This window comes from Acidobacteriota bacterium (assembly GCA_016195325.1).
Classification (GTDB): domain Bacteria; phylum Acidobacteriota; class Polarisedimenticolia; order JACPZX01; family JACPZX01; genus JACPZX01.
The window spans coordinates 21381-42896 of record JACPZX010000096.1 but is presented as its reverse complement, the minus strand read 5'-3'; the positions used below and the strand labels follow the sequence as shown (position 1 = coordinate 42896).

21 protein-coding genes and 1 tRNA gene are annotated in these 21516 nt (G+C 69.9%); 9 read left to right on the top strand and 13 right to left on the bottom strand.

The window, feature by feature from the left end:
* Window positions 1–129: 129 nt before the first annotated feature.
* The 3 genes from ndhC to HY049_16835 form a co-directional block, all read right to left on the bottom strand.
* Complete coding sequence (gene ndhC, locus HY049_16845) at window positions 130–483, bottom strand: NADH-quinone oxidoreductase subunit A (GenBank protein ID MBI3450565.1); 354 nt, start codon at window positions 481–483, stop codon at window positions 130–132.
* Window positions 484–577: 94 nt separating this feature from the next.
* Window positions 578–1255, bottom strand: coding sequence for a lytic transglycosylase domain-containing protein (locus tag HY049_16840; GenBank protein ID MBI3450564.1), 678 nt, complete (start codon window positions 1253–1255; stop codon window positions 578–580).
* Between the two features lie 251 nt (window positions 1256–1506).
* Complete coding sequence (locus HY049_16835; GenBank protein ID MBI3450563.1) at window positions 1507–1980, bottom strand: DUF192 domain-containing protein; 474 nt, start codon at window positions 1978–1980, stop codon at window positions 1507–1509.
* A gap of 142 nt (window positions 1981–2122) precedes the next feature.
* On the opposite strand from HY049_16835, the gene HY049_16830 reads away from it, so the two are divergent.
* From HY049_16830 to HY049_16810, 5 genes are all read left to right on the top strand, one after another.
* On the top strand, window positions 2123–3316 hold the full coding sequence (locus tag HY049_16830; GenBank protein MBI3450562.1) for a phosphoglycerate kinase: 1194 nt from the start codon (window positions 2123–2125) through the stop codon (window positions 3314–3316).
* Between the two features lie 15 nt (window positions 3317–3331).
* Window positions 3332–4090 (top strand): triose-phosphate isomerase, encoded by a 759-nt coding sequence (locus tag HY049_16825; protein ID MBI3450561.1) that lies wholly within the window; start codon window positions 3332–3334, stop codon window positions 4088–4090.
* A 75-nt stretch (window positions 4091–4165) separates the two neighbouring features.
* A complete protein-coding gene (secG, locus tag HY049_16820; protein MBI3450560.1) occupies window positions 4166–4618 on the top strand; it encodes a preprotein translocase subunit SecG in 453 nt (150 codons plus the stop codon).
* A gap of 41 nt (window positions 4619–4659) precedes the next feature.
* Window positions 4660–4744, top strand: a tRNA-Leu gene (locus HY049_16815).
* A gap of 217 nt (window positions 4745–4961) precedes the next feature.
* Entirely contained in the window at window positions 4962–5195 is a 234-nt protein-coding gene (locus tag HY049_16810) for an oxidative damage protection protein (GenBank protein MBI3450559.1), read from the top strand.
* Window positions 5196–5209: 14 nt separating this feature from the next.
* Here HY049_16810 and HY049_16805 read toward each other — a convergent pair whose 3' ends face one another.
* Both HY049_16805 and HY049_16800 read right to left on the bottom strand, forming a co-directional pair.
* Entirely contained in the window at window positions 5210–6442 is a 1233-nt protein-coding gene (locus HY049_16805; protein ID MBI3450558.1) for a threonine ammonia-lyase, read from the bottom strand.
* Between the two features lie 13 nt (window positions 6443–6455).
* A complete protein-coding gene (locus tag HY049_16800; GenBank protein ID MBI3450557.1) occupies window positions 6456–7574 on the bottom strand; it encodes an A/G-specific adenine glycosylase in 1119 nt (372 codons plus the stop codon).
* 80 nt (window positions 7575–7654) lie between these two features.
* Between HY049_16800 and dusB the strand changes: the two genes are divergently transcribed.
* Window positions 7655–8704: a tRNA dihydrouridine synthase DusB gene (gene dusB / locus HY049_16795; protein ID MBI3450556.1), complete on the top strand. Its 1050-nt coding sequence runs from the start codon at window positions 7655–7657 to the stop codon at window positions 8702–8704.
* 3 nt (window positions 8705–8707) lie between these two features.
* Here the strand turns inward: dusB and HY049_16790 are convergent, their stop codons facing one another.
* A complete protein-coding gene (locus tag HY049_16790) occupies window positions 8708–9355 on the bottom strand; it encodes an outer membrane beta-barrel protein (GenBank protein MBI3450555.1) in 648 nt (215 codons plus the stop codon).
* Window positions 9352–9747, bottom strand: coding sequence for a hypothetical protein (locus HY049_16785; protein ID MBI3450554.1), 396 nt, complete (start codon window positions 9745–9747; stop codon window positions 9352–9354). The genes HY049_16790 and HY049_16785 overlap by 4 nt, the downstream gene beginning before the upstream one ends.
* Before the next feature lie 138 nt (window positions 9748–9885).
* Between HY049_16785 and HY049_16780 the strand changes: the two genes are divergently transcribed.
* A complete protein-coding gene (locus HY049_16780; protein MBI3450553.1) occupies window positions 9886–11241 on the top strand; it encodes an NAD(P)/FAD-dependent oxidoreductase in 1356 nt (451 codons plus the stop codon).
* 19 nt (window positions 11242–11260) lie between these two features.
* Here HY049_16780 and HY049_16775 read toward each other — a convergent pair whose 3' ends face one another.
* From HY049_16775 to HY049_16765, 3 genes are all read right to left on the bottom strand, one after another.
* Window positions 11261–12448: a nucleotide excision repair endonuclease gene (locus HY049_16775; GenBank protein MBI3450552.1), complete on the bottom strand. Its 1188-nt coding sequence runs from the start codon at window positions 12446–12448 to the stop codon at window positions 11261–11263.
* Window positions 12449–12591: 143 nt separating this feature from the next.
* On the bottom strand, window positions 12592–13170 hold the full coding sequence (locus HY049_16770) for a TlpA family protein disulfide reductase (GenBank protein ID MBI3450551.1): 579 nt from the start codon (window positions 13168–13170) through the stop codon (window positions 12592–12594).
* The gene (locus tag HY049_16765; protein MBI3450550.1) at window positions 13167–13928 is read right to left on the bottom strand and encodes a peptidylprolyl isomerase; all 762 of its coding nucleotides are present in this window, start codon (window positions 13926–13928) and stop codon (window positions 13167–13169) included. Before HY049_16765 ends, HY049_16770 begins: the two co-directional genes overlap by 4 nt.
* A gap of 249 nt (window positions 13929–14177) precedes the next feature.
* Here HY049_16765 and HY049_16760 point away from each other — a divergent pair, with 249 nt between their 5' ends.
* Both HY049_16760 and HY049_16755 read left to right on the top strand, forming a co-directional pair.
* Complete coding sequence (locus tag HY049_16760) at window positions 14178–17018, top strand: tetratricopeptide repeat protein (protein ID MBI3450549.1); 2841 nt, start codon at window positions 14178–14180, stop codon at window positions 17016–17018.
* The gene (locus HY049_16755; GenBank protein ID MBI3450548.1) at window positions 17015–18715 is read left to right on the top strand and encodes a CRTAC1 family protein; all 1701 of its coding nucleotides are present in this window, start codon (window positions 17015–17017) and stop codon (window positions 18713–18715) included. Before HY049_16760 ends, HY049_16755 begins: the two co-directional genes overlap by 4 nt.
* Here the strand turns inward: HY049_16755 and HY049_16750 are convergent.
* From HY049_16750 to HY049_16740, 3 genes are read right to left on the bottom strand one after another with little or no spacing between them, the layout of a single operon-like run.
* Window positions 18712–18999, bottom strand: coding sequence for a DUF1330 domain-containing protein (locus HY049_16750; protein MBI3450547.1), 288 nt, complete (start codon window positions 18997–18999; stop codon window positions 18712–18714). The genes HY049_16755 and HY049_16750 overlap by 4 nt on opposite strands.
* Before the next feature lie 21 nt (window positions 19000–19020).
* Window positions 19021–20013 (bottom strand): hypothetical protein, encoded by a 993-nt coding sequence (locus HY049_16745; protein MBI3450546.1) that lies wholly within the window; start codon window positions 20011–20013, stop codon window positions 19021–19023.
* A gap of 19 nt (window positions 20014–20032) precedes the next feature.
* Window positions 20033–21463, bottom strand: a complete 1431-nt coding sequence (locus HY049_16740; GenBank protein ID MBI3450545.1) for an alpha/beta fold hydrolase — start codon at window positions 21461–21463, stop codon at window positions 20033–20035.
* Window positions 21464–21516 lie beyond the last annotated feature (53 nt).

Here is a 21516-nt window from a genome sequence, read left to right as displayed (position 1 = left end):
GGGCTGCGCCGGGCCGGCCGGGGCCGCGGGGCGCGGGGGCGCGGGCCGGGCCGGCGCCGGTGGGGCCGGGCGCGGAGGGGCCGGCTTCGGCTTCTCGGGGTCCTGATCGTCAGCTGACACGCGTCGTCCTCACACCCATTCGAGAGCGCCCTTGCGCCAGGCGTAAAGGTATCCGAGGAGCAGGAGCCCGATGAAAACGAGCATCTCCACGAAGCCGAAGAACCCCAGGACGCTGAACCGGACGGCCCACGGGAAGAAGAAGACGACCTCGACGTCGAAAATCACGAACAGGACCGAGATGACGTAATAGCGGACGGAGTACCGCTGCCTCGGCTCCCCCGACGTCTCCACGCCACACTCGTAGGCCGCCATCTTCACCGGGTCGTACATCCGGGGCCTGACGAAAGAGGCGATGACCAGCGTGACGAGCGGAAAGGCCGCCGCCACACAGAGAAATAGGAGGATCGGGATGTAGCCAGCCATGAGGTCTTTCTTTTGGGTGGGTTGCCGGAGATTCCTAGCCGCCGGTCGCGGCGGCGCCGAACCCTAACATGAGGTATTCCGGAGTGTCAACGAATCAGAGCGTGAGGAACTGCGAGGCTCTGAAGGGCGTGGGCGGGCCGAAGGATCGGCTCGGCGTGGCGGTGTCGGAGACGGTGAGAAGCTCCTTCACACGGCGAACGTACTCGGCCGTCTCGCCCGCGGGGATCGGGTCGCTCCCCGGGACGGCATAGGGGCCGCGGTTGTACGCCGCGAGGGCGTGGTCGAGGTCGTCGAACGACGTGAGCAGCCTGCGAAGGTAGAGCGTTCCCAGGGTGACGTTGGTCCTGGGGTCTCTCAGGCTCGCCGGCCCGCTCCAGGGTATCTCGAGCTCCGCAGCCAGCTCCTGGGCTGTGTCGGGCATCAGCTGCATGAGCCCGACCGCACCCTGGTTCGATACGGCGTCGAGCTGGAACTCGCTCTCGGCTCCGATGACGGCGAGGACCAGCTCCGGGGAAACGCCGGTCGTCCTGCTGGCATCATTGACGGCCCGGGCTATCACCTCGAAGTCCCTTGGAAGGTGCCGGACGTCGTGGCGGGCGAGCATTGCGATCATCTCTTCCGGCGACATCACGAGCGAGGGGGCCAGCATCGCCTGTTGAAGGCGCTCGAGGACCGGCGCCTCTGGACACCATGCCGGCGAGATCGACAGCGCGAGGAGCACCGCGGTGGCAGCTCGCTTCGGGAAAACGCCGGGATGCTTTATGGATTTCACGGACCCCCCTCCGGTCAAGTCACTATTATGGACGGCTATTTGGGGGGGGTGTCAAGAACCACCGCGAGCCGTAGTGTCGCCGACCGCGCGGCATCAATTTCCTTAGTCGCTATTTCGCTTGGAGTTAGGGTACCGCCTGACCACGAACCGCAAGATGCATGGGCCAGGCGGGGTGGCCCCTATATCGTGGGGTATGTGTCGTCACGGACACACAACTTGGGCCTGAAACAGATCAAATGAAACTGAACGGTCTACGCTCCCCCGGTGGGCGGAGGAAGGTAGGTAATGTGGTCACCCTTCTTCAGCTCGAGTCTGGCCGCCCCGCCGGGGGCGACCTCCAGCACGAAGTGGCTCTTCTGCATGGAGGAGTAGGTCGGACACGGGTCCTCCTTGCAGGGAGGGACGTCGGCCGCGATGTGCACGATGCGCCAGTTCTCGTCGAGCCAGATGATGTCGAGGTGCGTGCGGCAGTTCTTCATCCAGAACGGATGGATGTCCAGCGAAGGAAGAAGAAAGACCATCCCTTCTCCCTCCGGGACCCGGTCCCGGTACATGTACCCGCGCTCCTGGAGGTAGGCGGTGTCGGCGACCTCGACGCTCAGCGTCCTTCCCGAGGGGACCGAAACCGTCCCCCACTTCGGCGCCGGGGGGGCCGGGGGCTCCGCCGCGGGGGTCAAAACGACGGGCGCCACGGCCAGCATCACAATCGTCAGAACTCGTCTCAAGTCGTCGCTCCAGGCGGGGCTGGGGCTTCAACTCTACCGGCGGCCGTCCCCGGGCGCAAGACGGCGGCCGTCTTTGACTCGGTTCGGGCGACGCCCGTATAATCGCCCGCTCGCTCCCACCACCCACGAGGCCCAGATCTCCATGAAAAAGCTCGGCGTCTCCGCCCTCGACGTCTCGGGGAAAACGGTTCTGGTGCGCGTCGATTTCAACGTTCCGATGGCCGATGGCAGGGTCGTCGACGACCGGCGCGTTCGAGCGACGATTCCGACCCTCAGGCTGATTCTCGATCGCGGCGGCAAGCTCGTCCTCGCCTCTCACCTCGGGCGGCCCAAGGGGAAGCGAGATGCCAGGTACTCGCTCGCGCCGTGCCGGGAGCCTCTCTCCGGACTCATCGGGCGGGAGGTGACGATGTCGCCGGACTGCGTCGGAGCCGCCACGACGCGCCTGGCCGCGGATCTCACCCCGGGGGGCGTGCTGCTCCTCGAGAACCTGCGCTTCCACGCCGAGGAGGAGGCGAACGACGCCGGCTTCGCGGCCTCTCTCGCCTCCCTCGCGGACGTGTACGTCAACGACGCGTTCGGCTCCGCGCACCGGGCCCACGCCTCGGTCGAAGCGGTCTGCCGGAAGTTCGCCTCGCCGGCGGCCGGCCTGCTCATGGAGCGCGAGATCGACTACCTCTCCCGGCTGCTCGAGGCGCCGGAGAGACCGTACGTGGCCCTGCTGGGAGGCGCGAAGGTCTCGGACAAGATCGAGCTCCTGGACTCTCTCCTGGCGCGCGTGGATTCAATCCTGATTGGCGGGGCCATGGCGTACACCTTTCTGAAGGCCCGGGGCGTCGAGACCGGGGCCTCGCTCGTCGAGGCCGACAGGCTCGACCTGGCGCGCTCGATCGAGGACAACGCGCGCACCCGGAACGTCCGGATTCTCCTTCCCGTCGACCACGTCGAAGCGCCTACCGTGAACGACGCCCCCGGCAGGCTGACCTCCGGCGAGGCGCTCACCCCCGACCACGCCGGGTTCGACATCGGGCCCCGCACCTCGACGGCCTTCGCCGCCGCCCTCGCCGGCGCCCGGACGATCCTCTGGAACGGCCCCGTGGGGATGTTCGAGGTCAAGGGGTTCGCGACCGGCACGCGCCGCGTCGCCCAGGCCATCGCCTCGGCGACGGGGAACGGAGCCCTCTCGGTGGTCGGCGGGGGCGATTCGGCCGCGGCGGTCAAGGCGTTCGGCCTCGAGTCCGGGATGTCGCACATCTCCACCGGCGGCGGAGCCTCCCTCGAGTTCCTCTCCGGACGCCGCCTTCCCGGCGTCGTCGCGCTCGCCGACGCCCGCTGACCCAGGGACATCGCCATGAGTGAGCGCCCCCTCATCGTCGGCAACTGGAAGATGCACCTGACCCCCGCCGAGACGACGGCGTACATCGAGCGGTTTCTCCCCCTCGCCGGCTCGGCGATGGCCGCGCGCGACGTCGCGCTGGCCCCGCCGTCGACCTCCCTGCACGCGGCGGCCGCGGCCCTCGCCGGCTCTGGGGTGCATCTCGCGGCGCAGAACTCGCACTGGGAGGACGAGGGGCCGTACACGGGGGAGGTGTCGCCGAGGATGCTCGAGGAGATCGGCTGCCGGTACGTCATCATCGGTCACTCCGAGCGACGCGGCCTCTTCGGCGAAACCGATCGGCGCGTCAACCAGAAGGTGCGGGCAGTCCTGCGATGCGGGATGACGCCGATCGTCTGCGTCGGCGAGCAGAGCTCGGACAAGGCCGCCGGCCGGACGCGCGAGGTCGTCGACGCCCAGCTGACCCTCTCCCTCGCGAACATCCGTCTCGAGGGGGACGAGCGCCTCGTCGTGGCGTACGAGCCGGTCTGGGCGATCGGGACGGGCCGCAACGCCTCCCCGGGGGACGCGGTGGAAGTCCACAACTTCATCCGCAACGAGCTGACCGCGACGTACGGGCGCGACCGCGCCGAGAGGACGCGCATTCTCTACGGGGGGAGCGTCTCCGCGTCGAACGCGGGAGAGTTTCTCTCGGCGCCCGGGGTCGGCGGCGTGCTCGTGGGGGGAGCCTCGCTCGACCCCGAGACGTTTTCGGCGATCTGCAGGTCGGCGTGAGCGCACGGAACCGGCTTGGCCGGCGCGCGACTCTGTGCTAGATTCCCCGGCTCACGAGGAAAGGAAGACATCGTCATGATCACGTTCCTGCTCATCATCCACACGATCGTCTGTCTCATCCTGATCATGGTCGTTCTGCTCCAGACCGGAAAGGGAGCGGACGTCGCGGCCGCGTTCGGCGGATCGTCGCAGACCGTGTTCGGCGCGCGCGGCGCCTCGACGGCGCTCTCCAAGATGACCACCGCCGCGGCCATCATCTTCATGCTCACATCGCTGCTGCTCTCGGTCTTCTCGACCAGCCAGTCGAGCTCGGTGCTCGACCAGGCGCCCGCGGCCCAGAGCGCCCCGGCGACCCAGAGCGCTCCCCCGGCGCCGCCCGTCGGCGGCACGAAGCCGCCGGCACCCCACGGGCAGACGGCGCCTCCTGCGGGACAGAGCGTTCCGTCGACTCCGGCCCAGACTCCGCCGACCTCCGGCGGCGCGAAGCCGGCGCAGCCGGCCGCGCCCCCCGCGGGAAGCGGCAACTGACGATTTCGGAATCAACTTCCTGGGGGCTCAACCCCCCGGGCGCCGAAGTGGTGGAATTGGCAGACACACCATCTTGAGGGGGTGGCGCCGCGAGGCGTGTGGGTTCGAATCCCACCTTCGGCACCAGATTCGAAGCCGGGCGGCAGGCGAAAGCTCTGCCGCCCTTCTTGTTTCGCCGGAGCCGCTTCGGCCCGGGACCGGGCGGCCCATGAGATGATCCGATCGAGGCGCGCGCGGATCGGCACCCTGTCGGCCGACATCCCGCACCTCGAGATGCGCGCGTTCCTGCGCGAGGGCTGGTGGTGACGCCGCGGGGCGGCGGCGGGACGAAGGAGAGAACAGCATGGCGAAGGTGGCGTGCGTGAGGTGCCAGAGCGAGAACCCGGGGCTGGAGAAGGCTCCGTGGAACGACGATCTCGGGCGGCAGATCCACAGCTCGATCTGCCAGCGCTGCTGGTCGGAGTGGCAGGCGATGCAGATCAAGGTGATCAACGAGTACCGGCTGAGCCTCGGCGACCCCAACGGCCAGAAGGTCCTGACGGAGCAGATGAAGCTCTTCCTGAACCTCGGGAAGTAGCGCCCGGGCCCGCCTCAGGCGCCGGCCGGGCGGTTCGCCTCGCCGCGCCCGACCTGGTAGCCCGCGGCCCTCAGGTCGTCGACGATCTCCGACCCGTGCGCCGCGTCCCTCGTCTCCACCAGGAACTCGATCTCGACTTGTCCCAGCGGAATCGTCCATCCCGCGCGCCGGTGGACCACGTCGAGCACGTTGACGCCGCGCGACGCGAGGTGGGAGAGGATCCGGTGGAGCCGCCCCGGGCGATCGGGGACCTGGACCCGCAGCACGAGATAGCGGTTGGCCCGTGACAGCCCCTGCTCGAGCACCCGGGCGATCAGGTTCGGATCGATGTTCCCGCCGCTCAGCACGAGGACCGTCCCGCCGGGCGCCGCGGGGATGCGCCCGGCCATCAGCGCCGCGAGAGGGACGGCGCCGGCCGCCTCCACCACGAGCTTCGCCTCCTCCATCAGGCTCACGACCGCTCCGCTGATCTCCTCCTCGCTCACCGTCACGATGTCGTCCACGTAGCGGCGCAGGAGCGGGAGCGTCACCGCGGACGCCGTCCGGAACCGGATCGCGTCGGCGATCGTCTCCGCCCCCTCGTTGCGGACGAGCGTTCCCGTCCGGAACGACGCCGCGGAGGGGGCCGCTCCGGCCGCCTGCACCCCGAAGATCCGGACGCGCGGGTTGGTCTCCTTCATCGCGAGCGCGATCCCCGCGATGAGGCCGCCCCCACCGACGGGCACCACGATCGCCCCGGCCCCCGGTGCCTGATCGAGGATCTCCAGCCCCGCCGTCCCCTGCCCCGCGATCACGTCCGGATCCTCGAAGGCGTGGACGAACGTCAGGCCGCGCTCCCGCTCGATCTCCCGCGCGCGATCGAACGCCGCCTCGTACGAGTCCCCGTGGAGGACGACCTCGGCTCCGTGCGATCGCGTGCGCTCGATCTTGATGAGCGGCGTCTCGACGGGCATCACGATCGTCGCGCGGATGCCATTGAGCCTCGCCGCGAGGCCGACTCCCTGGGCGTGGTTCCCGGCGGAGGCGCAGACGACCCCCGCCGCCGCCGAGGGAGCCGGGAGCTTCGAGATGCGGTTCCACGCGCCGCGGATCTTGAAGGAGCCGGTTCGCTGGAGGTTCTCGGCCTTGAGGAGAACCTCCCGACCGCACGCCTCCGAGAGACCGGGGGCGGGCAGAAGGGGTGTCGGCGGGAAGTGCACGGACAGGAGGCGTCGCGCCTCCTCGACGGCGGACAGCGTGACGTTCACGGGGCCTCCTCGCTCACAGGGGTGCGGTCGATCTCAGGATCTTCTTCGCCATCCCCGTCAGGGGCAACGCCCTGGCGCGCGCGGGGGAGAACCAGCGGGGGGGACCCGAATCCCGCTCGCCCGAGAGATCCGCGCCGCTCCCCTGCCGCGCGGCGGCGCGCGCCGGCCGGCGCCCCGGCGCCGGTGCCGCCTTCACCACTCCCTGGAAGACCTCGAGGGTGATCCGGTGGCGGGTGATCGTGTGCCGGAGCGTCGCGACGTGCCGGAGATCTCCCTGGAGCCGGCCGGCGGCGCCGGCCTCCCGGGAGAGCCGCGCGACGGCGGCTGCGCGGGACGCGACGCGCCACGCGGGGAACTCCCACATCCCTGCCATGAGCCGCCCACCCCGCCGGCGGAGCAGCACGTGCGGCCCATCCGTGAGGACCGCGGCCGCGAGCGTGACCGCGATCGAGCGAGGGCGCGGCGCGACGGGGGGGATCGACCCCGTGAGGCCGAGCGCCCGGGCCCGGCAGGCGTTCCGGATCGGACAGCGCGGGCATCCGGGCTCGCGGGGAGTGCAGATGGTCGCGCCCAGATCCATGAGCGCCTGGTTGAACGCCGAGGGGTCGCCGGAGGCGAGGAGCTCGAGTCCGCGGGCCGTGAGCACTCGCCCCGCGCCCGCACCGCGAACGTCCCCTTCGAGAGCCACGACGCGCGCGAGAACGCGCCTCAGATTCCCGTCGAGCGCGATCGCGGGTCGCCGATGGGCGATGGCGCGGATCGCCGAGGCGGTGTAGGGGCCGATCCCCGGCAGGCTCCTGAGCGTGGCCTCGTCCTCCGGAACGCGCCCCCCGTGATCCCGGACGAGGGCCCGCGCCGCCTCGTGGAGAAGCCTCGCGCGCCGGTAGTAGCCGAGGCCGGACCAGAGCTCGAGGATCTCGTCGATCCCGGCGGCCGCGAGAGTGGCCACGTCAGGGAAGGCCCGGACGAAGCGCTCGAAGTAGGGCGCCGCCGTCTCGACCATCGTCTGCTGGAGCATGATCTCGGAGACGAGGACGCGGTACGGGCTCACGCGGCGCCGCCACGGCAGATCGCGCGCGTTCGCGGCGTACCAGGCCGCGAGTTCCCGCGCCAGAGGCGCCCCCGTCGCCACGATCCTTCCCTCCCCCCGGGAGCCCCGAGGCCCCGGCGCATTGTAGAGACCGCGAGGCCGATTTAGAATGCCGCACTCACATGCTGCGCATCGGCCCGCTCGCCATCCACCCTCCGCTGGTCCTCGCCCCGATGGCAGGGATCACCGACACACATTTCCGCTCGATCATCCGGAAGGTCGGCGGCGTGGGGCTCGTGTCGATGGAGTTCATCTCCAGCGAGTCGCTCACGCGGGGCGTCGAGCGCACGCTCAACATGATCGCCTTCGAGCAGGAGGAGCGCCCGCTCGCCATCCAGATCTACGGGAGCCACGCGGACCGCATGGCGCTCGCCGCCGACATCGTCGAGGAGGTCGGCGCCGACGTCTGCGACATCAACATGGGCTGCCCGGCGAACAAGATCCTCAAGGGATGCTCCGGGGCGGCGCTCATGGGCGATCTGAAGCTTGCGGCGTCGATCATCGCGTCGGTGAAGCGGCGCCTCTCGGTCCCGCTCACGGTGAAGTTCCGCGCGGGGCTCGACGACCGGAGGCTCAACTACCTGGAGCTCGGCCGCATCTGCGAGGGAGAAGGCGTCGCCGCGGTGACGCTCCACCCCCGCACCGCGAAGCAGTTCTACTCGGGGAGGGCCGACTGGGCCCGGATCCGCACGCTCAAGGAGGCGCTCTCGATCCCGGTGATCGGGAACGGCGACGTCACCTCTCCCGTCGAGGCGGCGGCGATGATGCGGGAGACGGGGTGCGACGGCGTGATGATCGGCCGCGGCGCGCTGCAGAACCCGTGGATCTTCCGTCAGACCGAGGCGCTCCTCGACGGCGCGAGGCCCGAGGCGATCGCCTCCCTCGCGCCGACCGTCAGCGATCGCAGGGCCCTCATCCTCCATCACTTCCAGAGGCTCCGGGATCGCGAGGAGGAGAAGCACGCCCTCCACCGGATCCGCACCTTCACCGGCTGGTACACGCACGGGCTGCCGAACGGACGCTCGCTGCGCCAGACCATCAGCTCGCTCCGGGAGATCTCCTCCTTCATCGACGCGGTCGAGGAGTTCTTCGCGAGGGAGACGCCGGTGCCGGAGGAGAGGGCGCCGGTGGGGCCGTTCGCCATCGCCCCCGCGCCGGCGCGAACGGCCTGACGCTCAGAACCTGAAGCCCAGGTGCCCCGAGAACTGGTAGCGGTTCCACGACTCCTGAAAGTTCGAGAACTCGTAGTAGATGTACTTCGCCTCGGCCGCCCAGCAGAGCGGGCCGCGCGAGTGCCCCTCGAACCCGAAGGCGGCGTCGAAGGCGGAGCCGCTCTCCCGCGTCGTGACGACCGCGCAGATGTTCGGCGCGATGCAGTTGTTGAGATCGAAGAAGGTCAAGCCTCGGTGGCTGAAGCTGCCGACCCCCACGGCCACGTAGGGGGTGACGGGCGAGGGGACGAAATCGAAGAGGAAGTTCGCGAACAGGAATCCGGTGGACGTGTCCTGCTTGTCCGGAAGGAACCCGAACTCGCGAAGCGTCGTGCTCTCGCGCTCCCCCATCGCGTCGATCTGGATCCCGATGTTGTCGTTGAAGTGGAATTGGAAGCGGACGTCGAAGGTCGTCCCGTCCCCGGCGTCGAGCGTCTGGTTGGGGTCGAGCCGGGCGCTGTCGCTCGTCATCGATCCGAGGCCGAAGAGCAGCTCGCCGTGCCCCGCCCTTCCTGAGTGGGGCGTGGAGTAGGGCGCCGCCAGCGCGCCGCCCGCCAGAGCGGCCAGCGCGATCGACACCGTCAAGAAACCAGCCGACCTGGCTCCTGTCATCCTGTCCTCCTGTCGCCCGGGGCCGCGCCCCGGGTGAGAATGCGGGGCAGATCCTTCGAGAATGCGGACTTGGCCAGGATCAGCTCGCAGCCCGCCGCGCGCGCCTTCGATTGCGCCCCGTCGTCGACGTGAGAGACGTAGCCGACGGTGCGGATGCCGGGGTGTTTCACGGCCGCCTCGATCGCGGAGGCCGCCTCCATCGTCCGGATGCCGAGGTCGATCACCACGAGCGTGACATCCCCCGCGCCGAGCTCGCGCGCGAGGTCGTCACCGGTCGAGGCGAAGGCGAGGGGCACCCCGGCCTGCGCCGCGGTCTCGCGGATCTTGCTCTTGAAGAAGAGATCCGACACGACCGCCACGACCCGCCCCGCGCTTCCCGAATCCGTCGACATGGGTCAGCTCCCGACACCGCGCGCGAGTCTACACGCCTCCGGGGCCCGCCGCACGGACCTGCCGGCTGAAACGCGCGCACCCCGGCGAGCATCGAACCGGAGAGATCGAGAGATCGTGTCCCAGGGGGAGGTGGCGGGATGGCCGAAGAACGGAAGACGCGCGTCGTCGTGCTCGGCGGCGGGTTCGCGGGCGTCTACGCGGCGATGGAGCTCGAGAGAGCGCTGGGCCGGGACGCCTCGGTGGAGATCACGCTCGTCAACAGGGAGAACTTCTTCCTCTTCACGCCGATGCTCCACGAGGTCGCGGCCTCGGATCTCGATCTCACCCACATCGTCAATCCCATCCGAAAGCTCCTGACGCGGGCCTCGTTCTTCCACGGCCGCGTCCTCTCGATCGATCTCGAAGGGCGCGAGGTGCAGGTGAGCCACGGCCCGGAGGCCACGGAGCAGCACCCGCACACCCTCCCCTTCGATCACCTGGTCCTCGCTCTCGGGGGCGTCACGAACTTCTACGGGCTCCCGGGTCTCGAAGAGCGCGCCCTCACGATGAAATCGCTGGGGGACGCGATCGCGCTCCGCAACCGGCTGATCGAAAACCTCGAGGAGGCCGATTTCGAGTGCTGCCCCGACGTGAGGCGGCGCATGATGACCTTCGTCGTGGCCGGCGGCGGCTTCGCCGGCGTCGAGACGGTGGCCGCGATCAACGACTTCGTCCGCGACGCGCTGAAGTTCTACCCGAATCTCCGGGAGACGGACGTGCGGATGGTCCTGGTCCACGCCGGGGATGGAATCCTGCCGGAGCTCTCGCGCAAGCTCGGCGCCTACGCTCTCGAGAAGCTCTCGGCCCGGGGCGTCGAGATGCGCCTCGGCACGCGCGTCCAGGCCTTCGAGAGCGACGGCGTGCGCCTCGGCGATGGCACGCTCATCGCGACGCGCACGCTCGTCTGGACCGCGGGGACCTCCCCCAACCCTCTTCTCGCCCCTCTGCCGCTTGCGAAGGAGCGCGGGCGCGTGGTCGCGAACGAGTTCCTGGAGGTGCCCGGGCATCCGGGGGTGTGGGCCCTCGGCGACTGCGCGGTCGTTCCCGACCGGACGACGGGCGGCTCGTGCCCGCCCACGGCGCAGCACGCCTCGCGCCAGGGAAAGATCCTCGCCCGCAACATCGCCGCGGCGATCCGCGGGGGGCGCAAGAGGCCGTTCGTCTTCAGAACCATCGGCCAGCTCGCCGCGATCGGGCGGCGCAGCGGCGTCGCGAGCATTCTCGGGGTGAACTTCTCGGGCTTTCTCGCCTGGTGGATGTGGCGGACGATCTACCTCTCGAAGCTTCCGCGCCTCGAGCGCAAGATCCGCGTGGCGATCGACTGGACGCTCGATCTCGTCTTCACGAAGGACCTCGTCCAGTGCCCGACGGCGCGCGGTCACTCGATATCCGGGGATCCGTCCCTCTCGACGCACCCTCAGGCCCGCGAGCCCATGGCCGTGATCGGCGCGTGACGGCGCCGGCGCCCGCGCGTCATCGATGCAGCGCCGGCCCTCCCTCTCCGCGGCGAACCGACTCCGCCGCGGCGCGCACTCTCGCCAGCGCTCCCGCCGCGCCGGTCGCGGAATCGAGATCCACGCGCGTCACCGAGTCGCCGTGACGCGCGAGCCAGGATCGAAGCACCTCGCCCTCGCGTGATCCCGGGTCGCTTCGCCGCGCCGCGCGGCGCCCCGGACGGAAGAGGCGCGACAGGATCGCCTTCGCCCTCAAGACGCCTCCCCCCCTCGGCCCGAGCCGGACGGCCGCCTCGAACGCGCCGCCGTCGACGAACAGGGCGATGACCACTCCCCGCGTCTCCGACTCGAAGATGAGGGCGACGCGGCGCGAGGGGGCGTAGGTCCTTCCCCGTTCGTGCACCTCGCGCTGGACATTGTCCCGCGGGCGCTCGCGCCGGATCGCGCGGGCCTCCTCGAGGAGCGCCTGAAGCTCCGAGCCGCTGACTTCGAGCTCCACGCGCGCGAGCCGCGCGAGAGCGGGCGTCCCCTTCCGCGGGGTCCGCCCCGCGGATGCCGCGGCGGCGTGGGCGCGGAGCCGGCGCCTCAGGTTCGCCGCCTTGCCGACGTAGAGCAGTCCGCCCTCGTTGTCGAAGAACCTGTAGACCCCCGGCCTCTCGGGCACCGAATCGAGAAATGCCGGGGTGAGGACGCGCGCGCCCGCGAGCGCCTCGGATCCGGGGACGGCCACCGCCGGGCGGCTCTCCTCCGCGATCCGCAGGCACGCGGCGACGTTGCGCGCCGCGTCGTGCGCGCTCTCCCCCTCGCGGTACGGCGCCCCGAGAGCGCGGCAAATCCCCTCGAGATCGCTCCCTCGAGGAATCCTTGCGCGCCCCCGCACCGCCGGCGCGAGGGATCGCACCGCGCGGGGCCCGGGAAGGTTTCGTCGCGCCAGGCCGGCCAGAATCCACGGGGCCTCGCGGCGCGGATCGAAAAGGACGAGCTCGTTGCCGGCGAGCACGGACGAAACGGCGTCCCAGTCGGCCTCGGTCGTCGCATCGAGAGGGCCGGCATCCAGGTCCACGAGAGCGAACGACGCTTCCTCGCCCGCTCGCGGCGGGCCCGCGGCGCCGGCGATCGGCCGCGGCGTGGGAGCGGAGGCGGCGCCGTCGTGCCCGAGCCACCATCCGGTCCCCTCGATGTGGACGAGGCCGGCCGGGACGAGCACCGGGGCGAGGAGGCGCGCAGCGAGGGGTTCGCTCGCGGGGAGGAGCTTGAGGAAACGCTCGGCCAGGAGGAGGCTGGACGCGGGGGCGCCGCGCCGCTCGAGAAAAGCCCGGACGCGATCGGGGAGGTCGTCTCTCGCGGGGCTCAGGGGACCGGGCTCTTCGCCTCCTTGCGAAGGCGCTGGTCGAGCATCTCGGCGATCTCTTTTTCCTGGCCGGTGAAGTAGCCGGGATATCTCGCGATGACCGACCCGTCTCGATCGAGGATGAGCGTGGTGGGGACCGTGAAGTGATCGCCGTCGTAGTGCATCACCTTCTGGATCGCGTCGTACGCCTCCTCGTTCAGCATCCCGAGACGGTAGGTGATCCCCATCTCGCGGGCGAAGTCCTGGACGCGGCGCACGGCGGTCGCGTAGTCGGTGCCCGGCTCGGCGCTGATGCCAACGACCTCCACCCCCCTCGCCCGGTACTTGTTGTAGATGGCGACGAGGTGCGGGATGATCTGGCGGCACGGACCGCACCACGTTCCCCAGACGTCGACCACGAGGATTCTTCCGCGGAACTCCCCCTGGGTGATCTTGCCGCCGTCGATGGCCGGGACGTCGAACGCGAACCCTTCGGCCGCCGCCTTCGCGGGCGCTCTCTGCGGGGCGCCCTCCGCCGCCGCGAGAGTGAGGCTCGCGGCGGTCACGGCGAGACAGGCCCGGAGGCGCGCCCGATTCACAGTCCCGCGCCCCCTTCACAGAACGACGGGAGCTTCTTGCAATAGGACTTGTCGACCACCTCGACCTTGGCCGAGCTCGCGGCCTCCTCGACCTTCTGCCGGAAATCGGGGCCCGCGCTCGGGAACTTGATGAGGATGTGCCGGATGTCGACGCGCTTCGGCTTCCCCTCCATCGGCGGGTAGATCTTCTCGACCTTGAGGATGTGATACCCGAAGACGGTGAGGATGGGGCCCTTCACCTCCCCCTGCTTCATCGAGAGGGCGTAGCGGTTGAAGGGAGGGACCAGCTTGAAGAACTCCTGCCCCTGCATCATCCCGCCGTTCGGCGCGGTCGCCTGATCCTGCGACGCCGTCTTGGCCACCTCGGAGAAGTCGGTGCCGGACTGGATCTTCGCGAGGGCGTCGTCCGCCGCGGCCTTCATCGCGGCGAGCGAGTCCTTGTTCGCCTGGGAGATGGCCCGGATCTTCAGAATCTCTTCCTTGAAGAGGTACTCGGGAAGCGGCGCGCCGTGAAGCCTGTCGCGCACAGCCTGGTTGGTGAGATCGAAGAAACGCTCGCTCCCCTTGACCATCTCGTCGAAGTCGGCCTTCGAGACCTCCTCGCCGTTGATCGTCAGGACCGCCGGGGAGGCGGCCTCCTCGGAATCGCCCTTCTTCTCCTTGGCGTACGCGGGGGCCTCCGCGGCCGCCAGCGCGCCGAGCGCAAGACACATCATCACGACCGACCAGCGCCACAGATGCGATCCGACTCTCGTCATTCGCGTCCTCCATCGTTCGTGCGGGCGCGCGGACGCCACTCTCGGGCGAACCGCTCTTCCGGGCCTCGCGAGGGGTGGGGCGCCGCGCCGGGGATCCGGAGTCTACTCCAGCGATCCGCCAAGATCGACCGGCCGCTGGCTCATAAGCATGAAGCGGCGAGGGTCATAGAACATATTCCGGCCCCCGCACTTGTCGCGCCGGGAGGCCGCTCGTAAGATGCCCGCGTGAGCGAGACCAGGCCGAACCGGATCCTCCTGCTCCTGCTCGGCGCCGAGATCGCCAACGCGTCCTACCTCGCGTCGACAGACGCCGCCACGATCTTCTACCACGCCAACGTATTCCTTCACGTCGCGGCCGGCATCCCGCTCGCCGTCTGGATGCTCTGGCGCGCGTGGCAGGTGCTGGTCGCAGGCTTCGGGACCGGACTCGCGGGCGCCCTGACGCGGGTCTTTCAAGGCTGCGCCGCCCTCGTTGCGCTGACGGGCGTCTACCTGACCTGGTACGGCACGGCCACGCCGTACCGATGGGCGCTCGTCCTCCACATCGCCGCCTTCATCGCCGGCGCGGCAGCGCTCTTCGCGCGCGAGTCCATGAGAATGTCGGGAAGGCTGTCGCCCGTCGCGGCGCGCTCTCTCGTGTTCGTCGCCCTCGCGATTGCCCTCCCGATCGGCATGCGCGGGTACGACCGGGCCTTCCCGCCGAAATCCTCCCGCATCGAGAACCCGGTCCTCCCGCCCGCGACGCCGGGGCTCGAGGGGGCGGGGGACGGGACACCGTTCTTCCCGTCGTCCGTCCGCACCGTCGGCGACCGGCTCATCCCCTCCGACTTCTTCCTCGAGTCGAAGTCGTGCGGCAACAAGGGGTGCCACCCGGACATCGTCGCGCAGTGGGAGGGATCGGCGCACCACTTCTCGTCGTTCAACAACCAGTGGTACCGCAAGTCGATCGAGTACATGCAGGACGTCGTCGGCACGAAACCCTCCAAGTGGTGCGGCGGCTGCCACGACATGGCCATCCTCTTCACCGGTCGGATGGACACGCCGATCCGCGAGCAGATCCACACCCCCGAGGCGCAGGCGGGGATCGGCTGCATGGCCTGCCACAGCGTCGTCCACGTCGACAGCACGATGGGCCAGGGGGGGTACACGATCGAGTACCCCGAGATGCACCGCCTCGTCGCGAGCGAGAACCCGATCCTGAGGTTCGCCCACGATCAGGCGGTGAAGCTAGACCCCGCGCCGCACAAGGCGACCCTCCTCAAGGCGTTCCACCGGCAGCAGACTCCCGAGTTCTGCTCGTCGTGCCACAAGGTCCACCTCGACGCCCCCGTCAATCACTACCGCTGGTTCCGCGGCTTCAACGACTACGACGCCTGGCAGCAGAGCGGCGTGTCGATGCAGGGGGCCAGAGCCTTTTACTACCCCCCGGAAGCAAAGAAGTGCGGCTCGTGCCACATGCCCCTCGTCACGAGCGGCGACGCCGGCAACGTCGACGGCAAAATCCACTCGCACCGCTTCCCCGGCGCGAACACCGCGCTCCCCTTCGTGAACAAGGACATCAACCAGTTCGAGGCGGTGAAGAACTTCCTCACCTCCGGGGCAATCACCGTCGACGTCTTCGGGCTGCGGGAGGAGCAGGACGGCCGCGCCGCGCCCGCGGACGGGGCGGCGCCCGCGGCCGCGCCCGCCGAGGAAGCGCCCGTGGCGCAGACGATGCTCCCCGGCGAGGAGGGGGTCTCGGGTGAAGGAGGAGGGCCGGCTCGCCGCCTCGGCCCCGTCGTCGCCCCTCTCGACACGCGCTCGCCCGCTCTCAGGCCCGGCGAGACGGTGAGGGTCGAGGTCGTCGTGCGGACGCGCAACATCGGCCACTTCTTCCCGGGCGGAACGGTCGACGCCTTCGACACGTGGACGGAGCTGGTCGCGCAGGACGAGACGGGTCGGGTCATCGGCCACAGCGGGTGGATCGAGGACGCAGGGCGCGGCCCCGTGGAGAAGGAGGCGCACTTCTACCGATCGGTCCTCCTCGACGCGCACGGGAACAGGATCAACAAGAGGAACGCCTGGTCGGCGCGCGCCGTGCTCTACGCGCGCCTCATCCCCCCGGGGGCGGCCGACACGGTCCATTTCCGGCTGACGATTCCGTCGGACGTGGGAGAGCGCGTGACCCTCACGGCCCGGCTGAACTACCGGAAGTTCTCGTGGTGGAACACCCAGTGGTCGTTCGCCGGCGTCCGGGATCCGGGCCAGCCGAAGTTCGACCTCTCCGCCGACTACGACGACGGGAACTGGGTCTTCAACGGCGACACGTCGGATGTCTCGGGGACCGTCAGGGAGATCCCGAACCTCCCGACGATCGTGGTCAGCGCGGCGCAGGTGACGCTCCCCGTCGAGCGAGCGGGACGCGCCCCCCTCACTCCGGCCGTCCGCCCCGAGGGGGCGCCTCCGGAGCGGGAGCGCTTCAACGACTACGGCATCGGTCTCCTGCTCCAGCGCGACTACAAGGGGGCCGAGGAGGCCTTCCGGCGCGTCGTCGCCCTCGACCCGAATTACGTCGACGGTTACGTGAACATCGCGCGCGCGCTCGTCGAGGAGGGGGACCACCGCCACGCCGCCCCTGAGCTCGAACAGGCACTCGCCCTCGCCCCCGACCTTCCGAAGGCGCACTACTTCTACGCGCTCACGCTGAAGGCCGCCGGGAAATACGAAGACGCCCTCGATCACCTCGACCGCGCCGCGGCCGCCTTCCCGCGCGATCGCGTCGTGCTGGATCAGATCGGCCGGATCGACTTCCTCCTCCGGAGATACGACGCCGCGATCGCCGCCTTGAAGCGGACGCTCGCCGTGGATCCCGAGGACCTCCAGGCCCACTACAATCTCATGCTCGCCTACCGCGGGAAGGGGGACGACGTGGCCGCCAGGGCTCACGAGGTGCTCTACGAGCGCTTCAAGCTGGACGAATCGTCGCAGGCGCTGACGGGGCCGTACCGCGCGGCCCACCCCGAGGACAACAACGAGAGGCTCCTGGTCCACGAGCACGAGATGCGCGTCGCGCCGGCAGGCGAGGCGTACAAGGTGGGGGCGTTGAAGTGAGAGACTTCCGGGTGAGCGTGGTCCTCGGCCTGGCGCTTCTGTCGGGCTGCGGCGGCAAGGCCGAAGCACCGTCCCCCCCGCCCGCCGCGAAGCCCGCGGTCTCGTCCCTCCCGACCTTCACCGACGTGACGGCCGAGGCCGGGATCCGGTTCACGCACAACAACGGCGCGTTCGGGAAGAAGTATCTCCCCGAGACGATGGGCTCGGGGTGCGCCTTCCTCGACGCCGACGGCGATGGAAAGCTCGACATCTACCTCGTCAACGGAGCGGACTGGCCGTCGCATCATCAGAAGGCGACGTACCCGGCGCTCTACCGGAACCTCGGCGGTGGGAAGTTCGAGGAGATCACGGCCGCTGCGGGGCTGAAGCAGGAGCTCTTCGGCATGGGAGTCGCCGTGGGCGACTACGACAACGACGGCCACGACGACCTCTTCGTCACGGCGCTCGGCCCCGCACGGCTGTACCACAACCGCGGCGACGGAAAGTTCGAGGAGGTCGCTGCGGCGGCCGGCGTGGCCCGCGCGGGGTTCGGCTCGAGCGCGGCCTTCCTCGACTACGATCGGGACGGCGATCTCGATCTCCTGGCCGGCTACTACGTCGAGTGGTCGCAGGCGAACGACCTGACCTGCACGATCGACGGGACGTCGAAGTCGTACTGCACCCCCGAGTCGTACAAGGGAGAGGGCCCGAGGCTCTATCGCAACGACGGCAACGGCCATTTCACCGACGTCTCGAAGGCGTCGGGAATCGAGAACCTCACGGGCAAGAGCCTGGGGCTGGCCGTCCTCGACTTCGACGGCGACGGATGGCCCGACGTCGCCATCGCGAACGACACGCAGCCCAACTACCTCTACCGTAACAACCACGACGGGACGTTCAAGGAGGTCGGGCGCGAGTCGGGGATCGCCTTCTCCGAGACGGGCGTGGCCCGCGGCGCCATGGGGATCGACGCCGCCGACTACGACGGGAGCGGCCGCGAGAGCCTCGTCGTCGGCAACTTCAGCAACGAGATGCTCGCCCTCTACCACAACGAGGGGTCGGGGCTCTTCATCGACGACGCCCCGCGCGCGGGGATCGGCCAGCCGAGCCTTCTCACGCTCGCCTTCGGCGCCTTCTTCTTCGACTACGACCTCGACGGCCACCCCGACATCTTCATCGCGAACGGCCACGTCGAGGACGACATCAACCGGCTGCAGAAGGAGGTCACGTACGCCCAGAAGCCCCACCTCTTCCGGAACACGGGCACGGGGACCTTCGAGCCGGTGGGCGAGAGGTCCGGCGAGGCGCTCGCGGTTCCGATGGTCGCGCGGGGCGCGGCGTACGGCGACTACGACGGGGACGGGGATCTCGACATTCTCGTGACGGCGAACGGCGGCCCGGCGCGCCTTCTACGCAACGACGGCGGCAACGCCTCGTCGTGGCTGCGCGTGAGGCTCCGCGGGACGAAGAGCAATCGGGACGGGATCGGCGCGACGGTGCGTGTCACGGCGGGTGGCCGGACGCAGAGCGGGTACGTGAGGAGCGGGTCGAGCTACGAGTCCGCGAGCGAGCTGGCGGTCACGTTCGGGTTCGGGCCGGGGGTTCCGCGGGTCGACACCATCGACATCGTGTGGCCGTCGGGGGCGTCGCAGCAGATCAAGGACGTTGCGACCGGCCGGGCGATCGTCATCGACGAGACGGCGGGAATCGTTCCCTAGATCCCCTCGACCAGAACCATCTCCGTCGACGCGCACCGCTGCCTCAGCGCCTTCAGCGGGGCGTATTCCTGGGAATTCCACCATTCGCGGGCGCGCGCGGTGCTCGGAAACTCCAGGATGACGAGCCGGCGGGGCTTCCAATCGCCCTCGAGCGCCTCCGCCGTGCCGCCGCGCGCGAGGTAGCGGCCGCCGTACTCCGTCACGGTTGCGGCTGCCGGCCCCTTGTACTCCTCGTAGCTCGCAGCGTCCTCGACGCCGATGTTCACGATCACGTACGCCGCCATGCAATCCCTCCCCTCAGCCGCTCACTCGTAGATGCCCGTCCGCTGGATCTGCCGCTTCGCCTCGTTCCATCGCCACGCGATCGCCTGCCCGACGAGGCAGACGCCGCCGAGCCAGCGATCGATCCCGTGGGCTTTGATCCAGTCCTTCTTCCCCTCGAGGAGCGAGAAGCCAGTGTCGGTCAGTCGCACGCGCCCCTTCCAGAATACGTCTCCGTCCTCCTCCGGTTTCGGGGCGCGGATCGGCGCGCCGTCGAGGCGGGCGATCGCCGGGTCGGGTCCTTCGCCGAGGACCTCGACGTGGCGCGCGAAGACGCTGTCGCCCAGAAAAGTATGGGGCTCCCTCTCGTGATGCGAGGCGACGTGCGTGTCGCGGAGGACGGCCCGGCCATCGCTGACGGCCTGAAGAATTTGGCGCTCGGTGCGGGAGAGGCCGTCGCGCGTCGAGGGGAACTCCTCGAGATGGCGGACGAGCGCGGCTGCGAGGTGCGGCAGCTCGGGCTCGATCGCCGCCACAGCCGTCTCGATTGCGACCGGCTCGGGGGCGCGGAAAGCGATCCAGGCGCGTCGCGCGAGGTCGCGCCCACGATCGGTGACCGCAACCCGCTGCTCGAACGCTTCCCGGAGCGTCTCTGCGGACATCCGGCCGAGCGGATCGGCGGTGTCGAGGCGCGTGACTCGGAGCGATCCGAGCGCCCGCCCCGCGAGAAAATCGAGGACCTGCGCGAGCTGGAGCTGGGCGACGAGGCCACGCTCGAGCCAGAGAACGATCTCGTCGTGCTCGCGGAACGCGGCGAGCGCCGCGTCGCGCCTCTGGAGCGCCCCGCGCACGGCGACCTCGTCCCCCCAGCCCCGCTCCGCGATGAAGCGCGCGCGGAGCTCCCTGAGGGCGGCGGGGGCGACGTCGGCCGGCACGGGACCCTCATGGAGGATGTCGAGCCACGGGACCATGTAGCCGCGCACGCCCGCGTGCCTCAGCCTCTCGATCGTCGACTCGCCGCTCGCGACGTGGAGCATCTGTCTCCTTCCAGCGGAGCTAAGGGACGAGGCTGAACGGCGGCGGCGCCATGCTCTCGACGCACGCCTTGTCGAGAGCTTCGACCGCCCCCGCGTCGAGGAACCGGAGGATGATCCCGTCAAGGCACTCGGTGTGGGAGAGCCCCCCGGGCCCGTGCCCCGCGCCGTGCAGCATGACGTTCCGGGCGTGCGGGAGGCGCGCGGCGATCTCCTCGGCCCAGTGCGGCGCGGTGACGGGATCGAGGCGCCCCGAGAATATCAGCACCGGGGCCTTCGTGAAGAAGGGATCGAAGTAGCCGGCGGGGAGCTGCGCCTCCGGCCACATCGAGCAGGCGCGCGTCTGCTGGAAGACTCGGTAATCGCCGACGAAGGTCCCCGAGTTCAACGCCCGCGCCTCGGCCGGATCGATCCGGCGAGTGTCCTCCGGGCACGTGACGGAGAGGTACATCCCGTCCGCGATCCCCGACGGGCCCCCCTCGTCGCCTAGGGCGAGCGCGAGGAAGGGCTCGTAGTCCCCGGCGAGGGCCCGGTGGACGACGAGGGGGATGCGCCGCGCGGTCGAGGCGCTGTAGAGCAGGAAGCGGAGCTTCTCGGCGACGATCTCGCGGCGGAGCGTGAGATGGAGCTTCCCGCCTTTTCCCGGAACGACGTGCTCGACTTTCGCCGGCTCGCGCTCGAGCGCCGCCATCAGGTCGTCGAGCTCCGCCCGCGCCTTCGGGAAGGCGCCGGAGCACGCGGCGTCCGCGGCGCAGTCCTGGAGCAGGAGATCCATCGCCCGCTGCGCGTCGGCGGCGTGGTGGAGCGGGATGTTCATCCCCGGGGGCGCGACCCCCACGAGGATGGCGCTCCGCACGTGATCCGGATGCCGCGACATGTACGTCATCGCCGCGCGCGTGCCGTACGAGAGGCCGAAGAGGTCGATGCGATCGTACCCGAGCCACGCGCGCACGTCGTCGAGGTCGTCCATCGCGATCGGCGTCGTGTAAAGGCCCAGGTTCGCACGGGACGTGAGCGAAGCGTGGCAGGCGGCGACGGCCGTGGGGGGGTACATCTCGTCGAGGATCCCGCGCGGGTTCGGATCGTCCGTCGCGAGATCGCAGGTCAATGGGTTGGACTTCCCCGTCCCCCGCTGATCCACGAGGACGACGTCCCTCTCGCGACGGTAGGCCGCCCCCTCGCCGGCGTAGAAGCCGGCCCCTTCCGTGGACGCGAGCCCCGGGCCTCCCGAGAGATCGAAGAGGGGGTCGGGGCGCACGGTCGGGCCCCGGGCCGGGATCACGACGACGTTCAGCGGGATCGTCCGGCCCCGCCGCGCCTCCCGGTCCTCAAAGACCTCGAGTGTCCCGCAGCGAAGGGGCTCGTCCACGCCGGGAATCCGGCACTCGTGAAGCCCGGCCGGAGCGCACCCGAGGAGGCCGAGGAGGGCGAGGGCGGCCGGCTTGGTGCGCATGGGGCCGACAGGATACTATGGGCGTCCCATTTCCCCATTCTCACAGCCTGGAG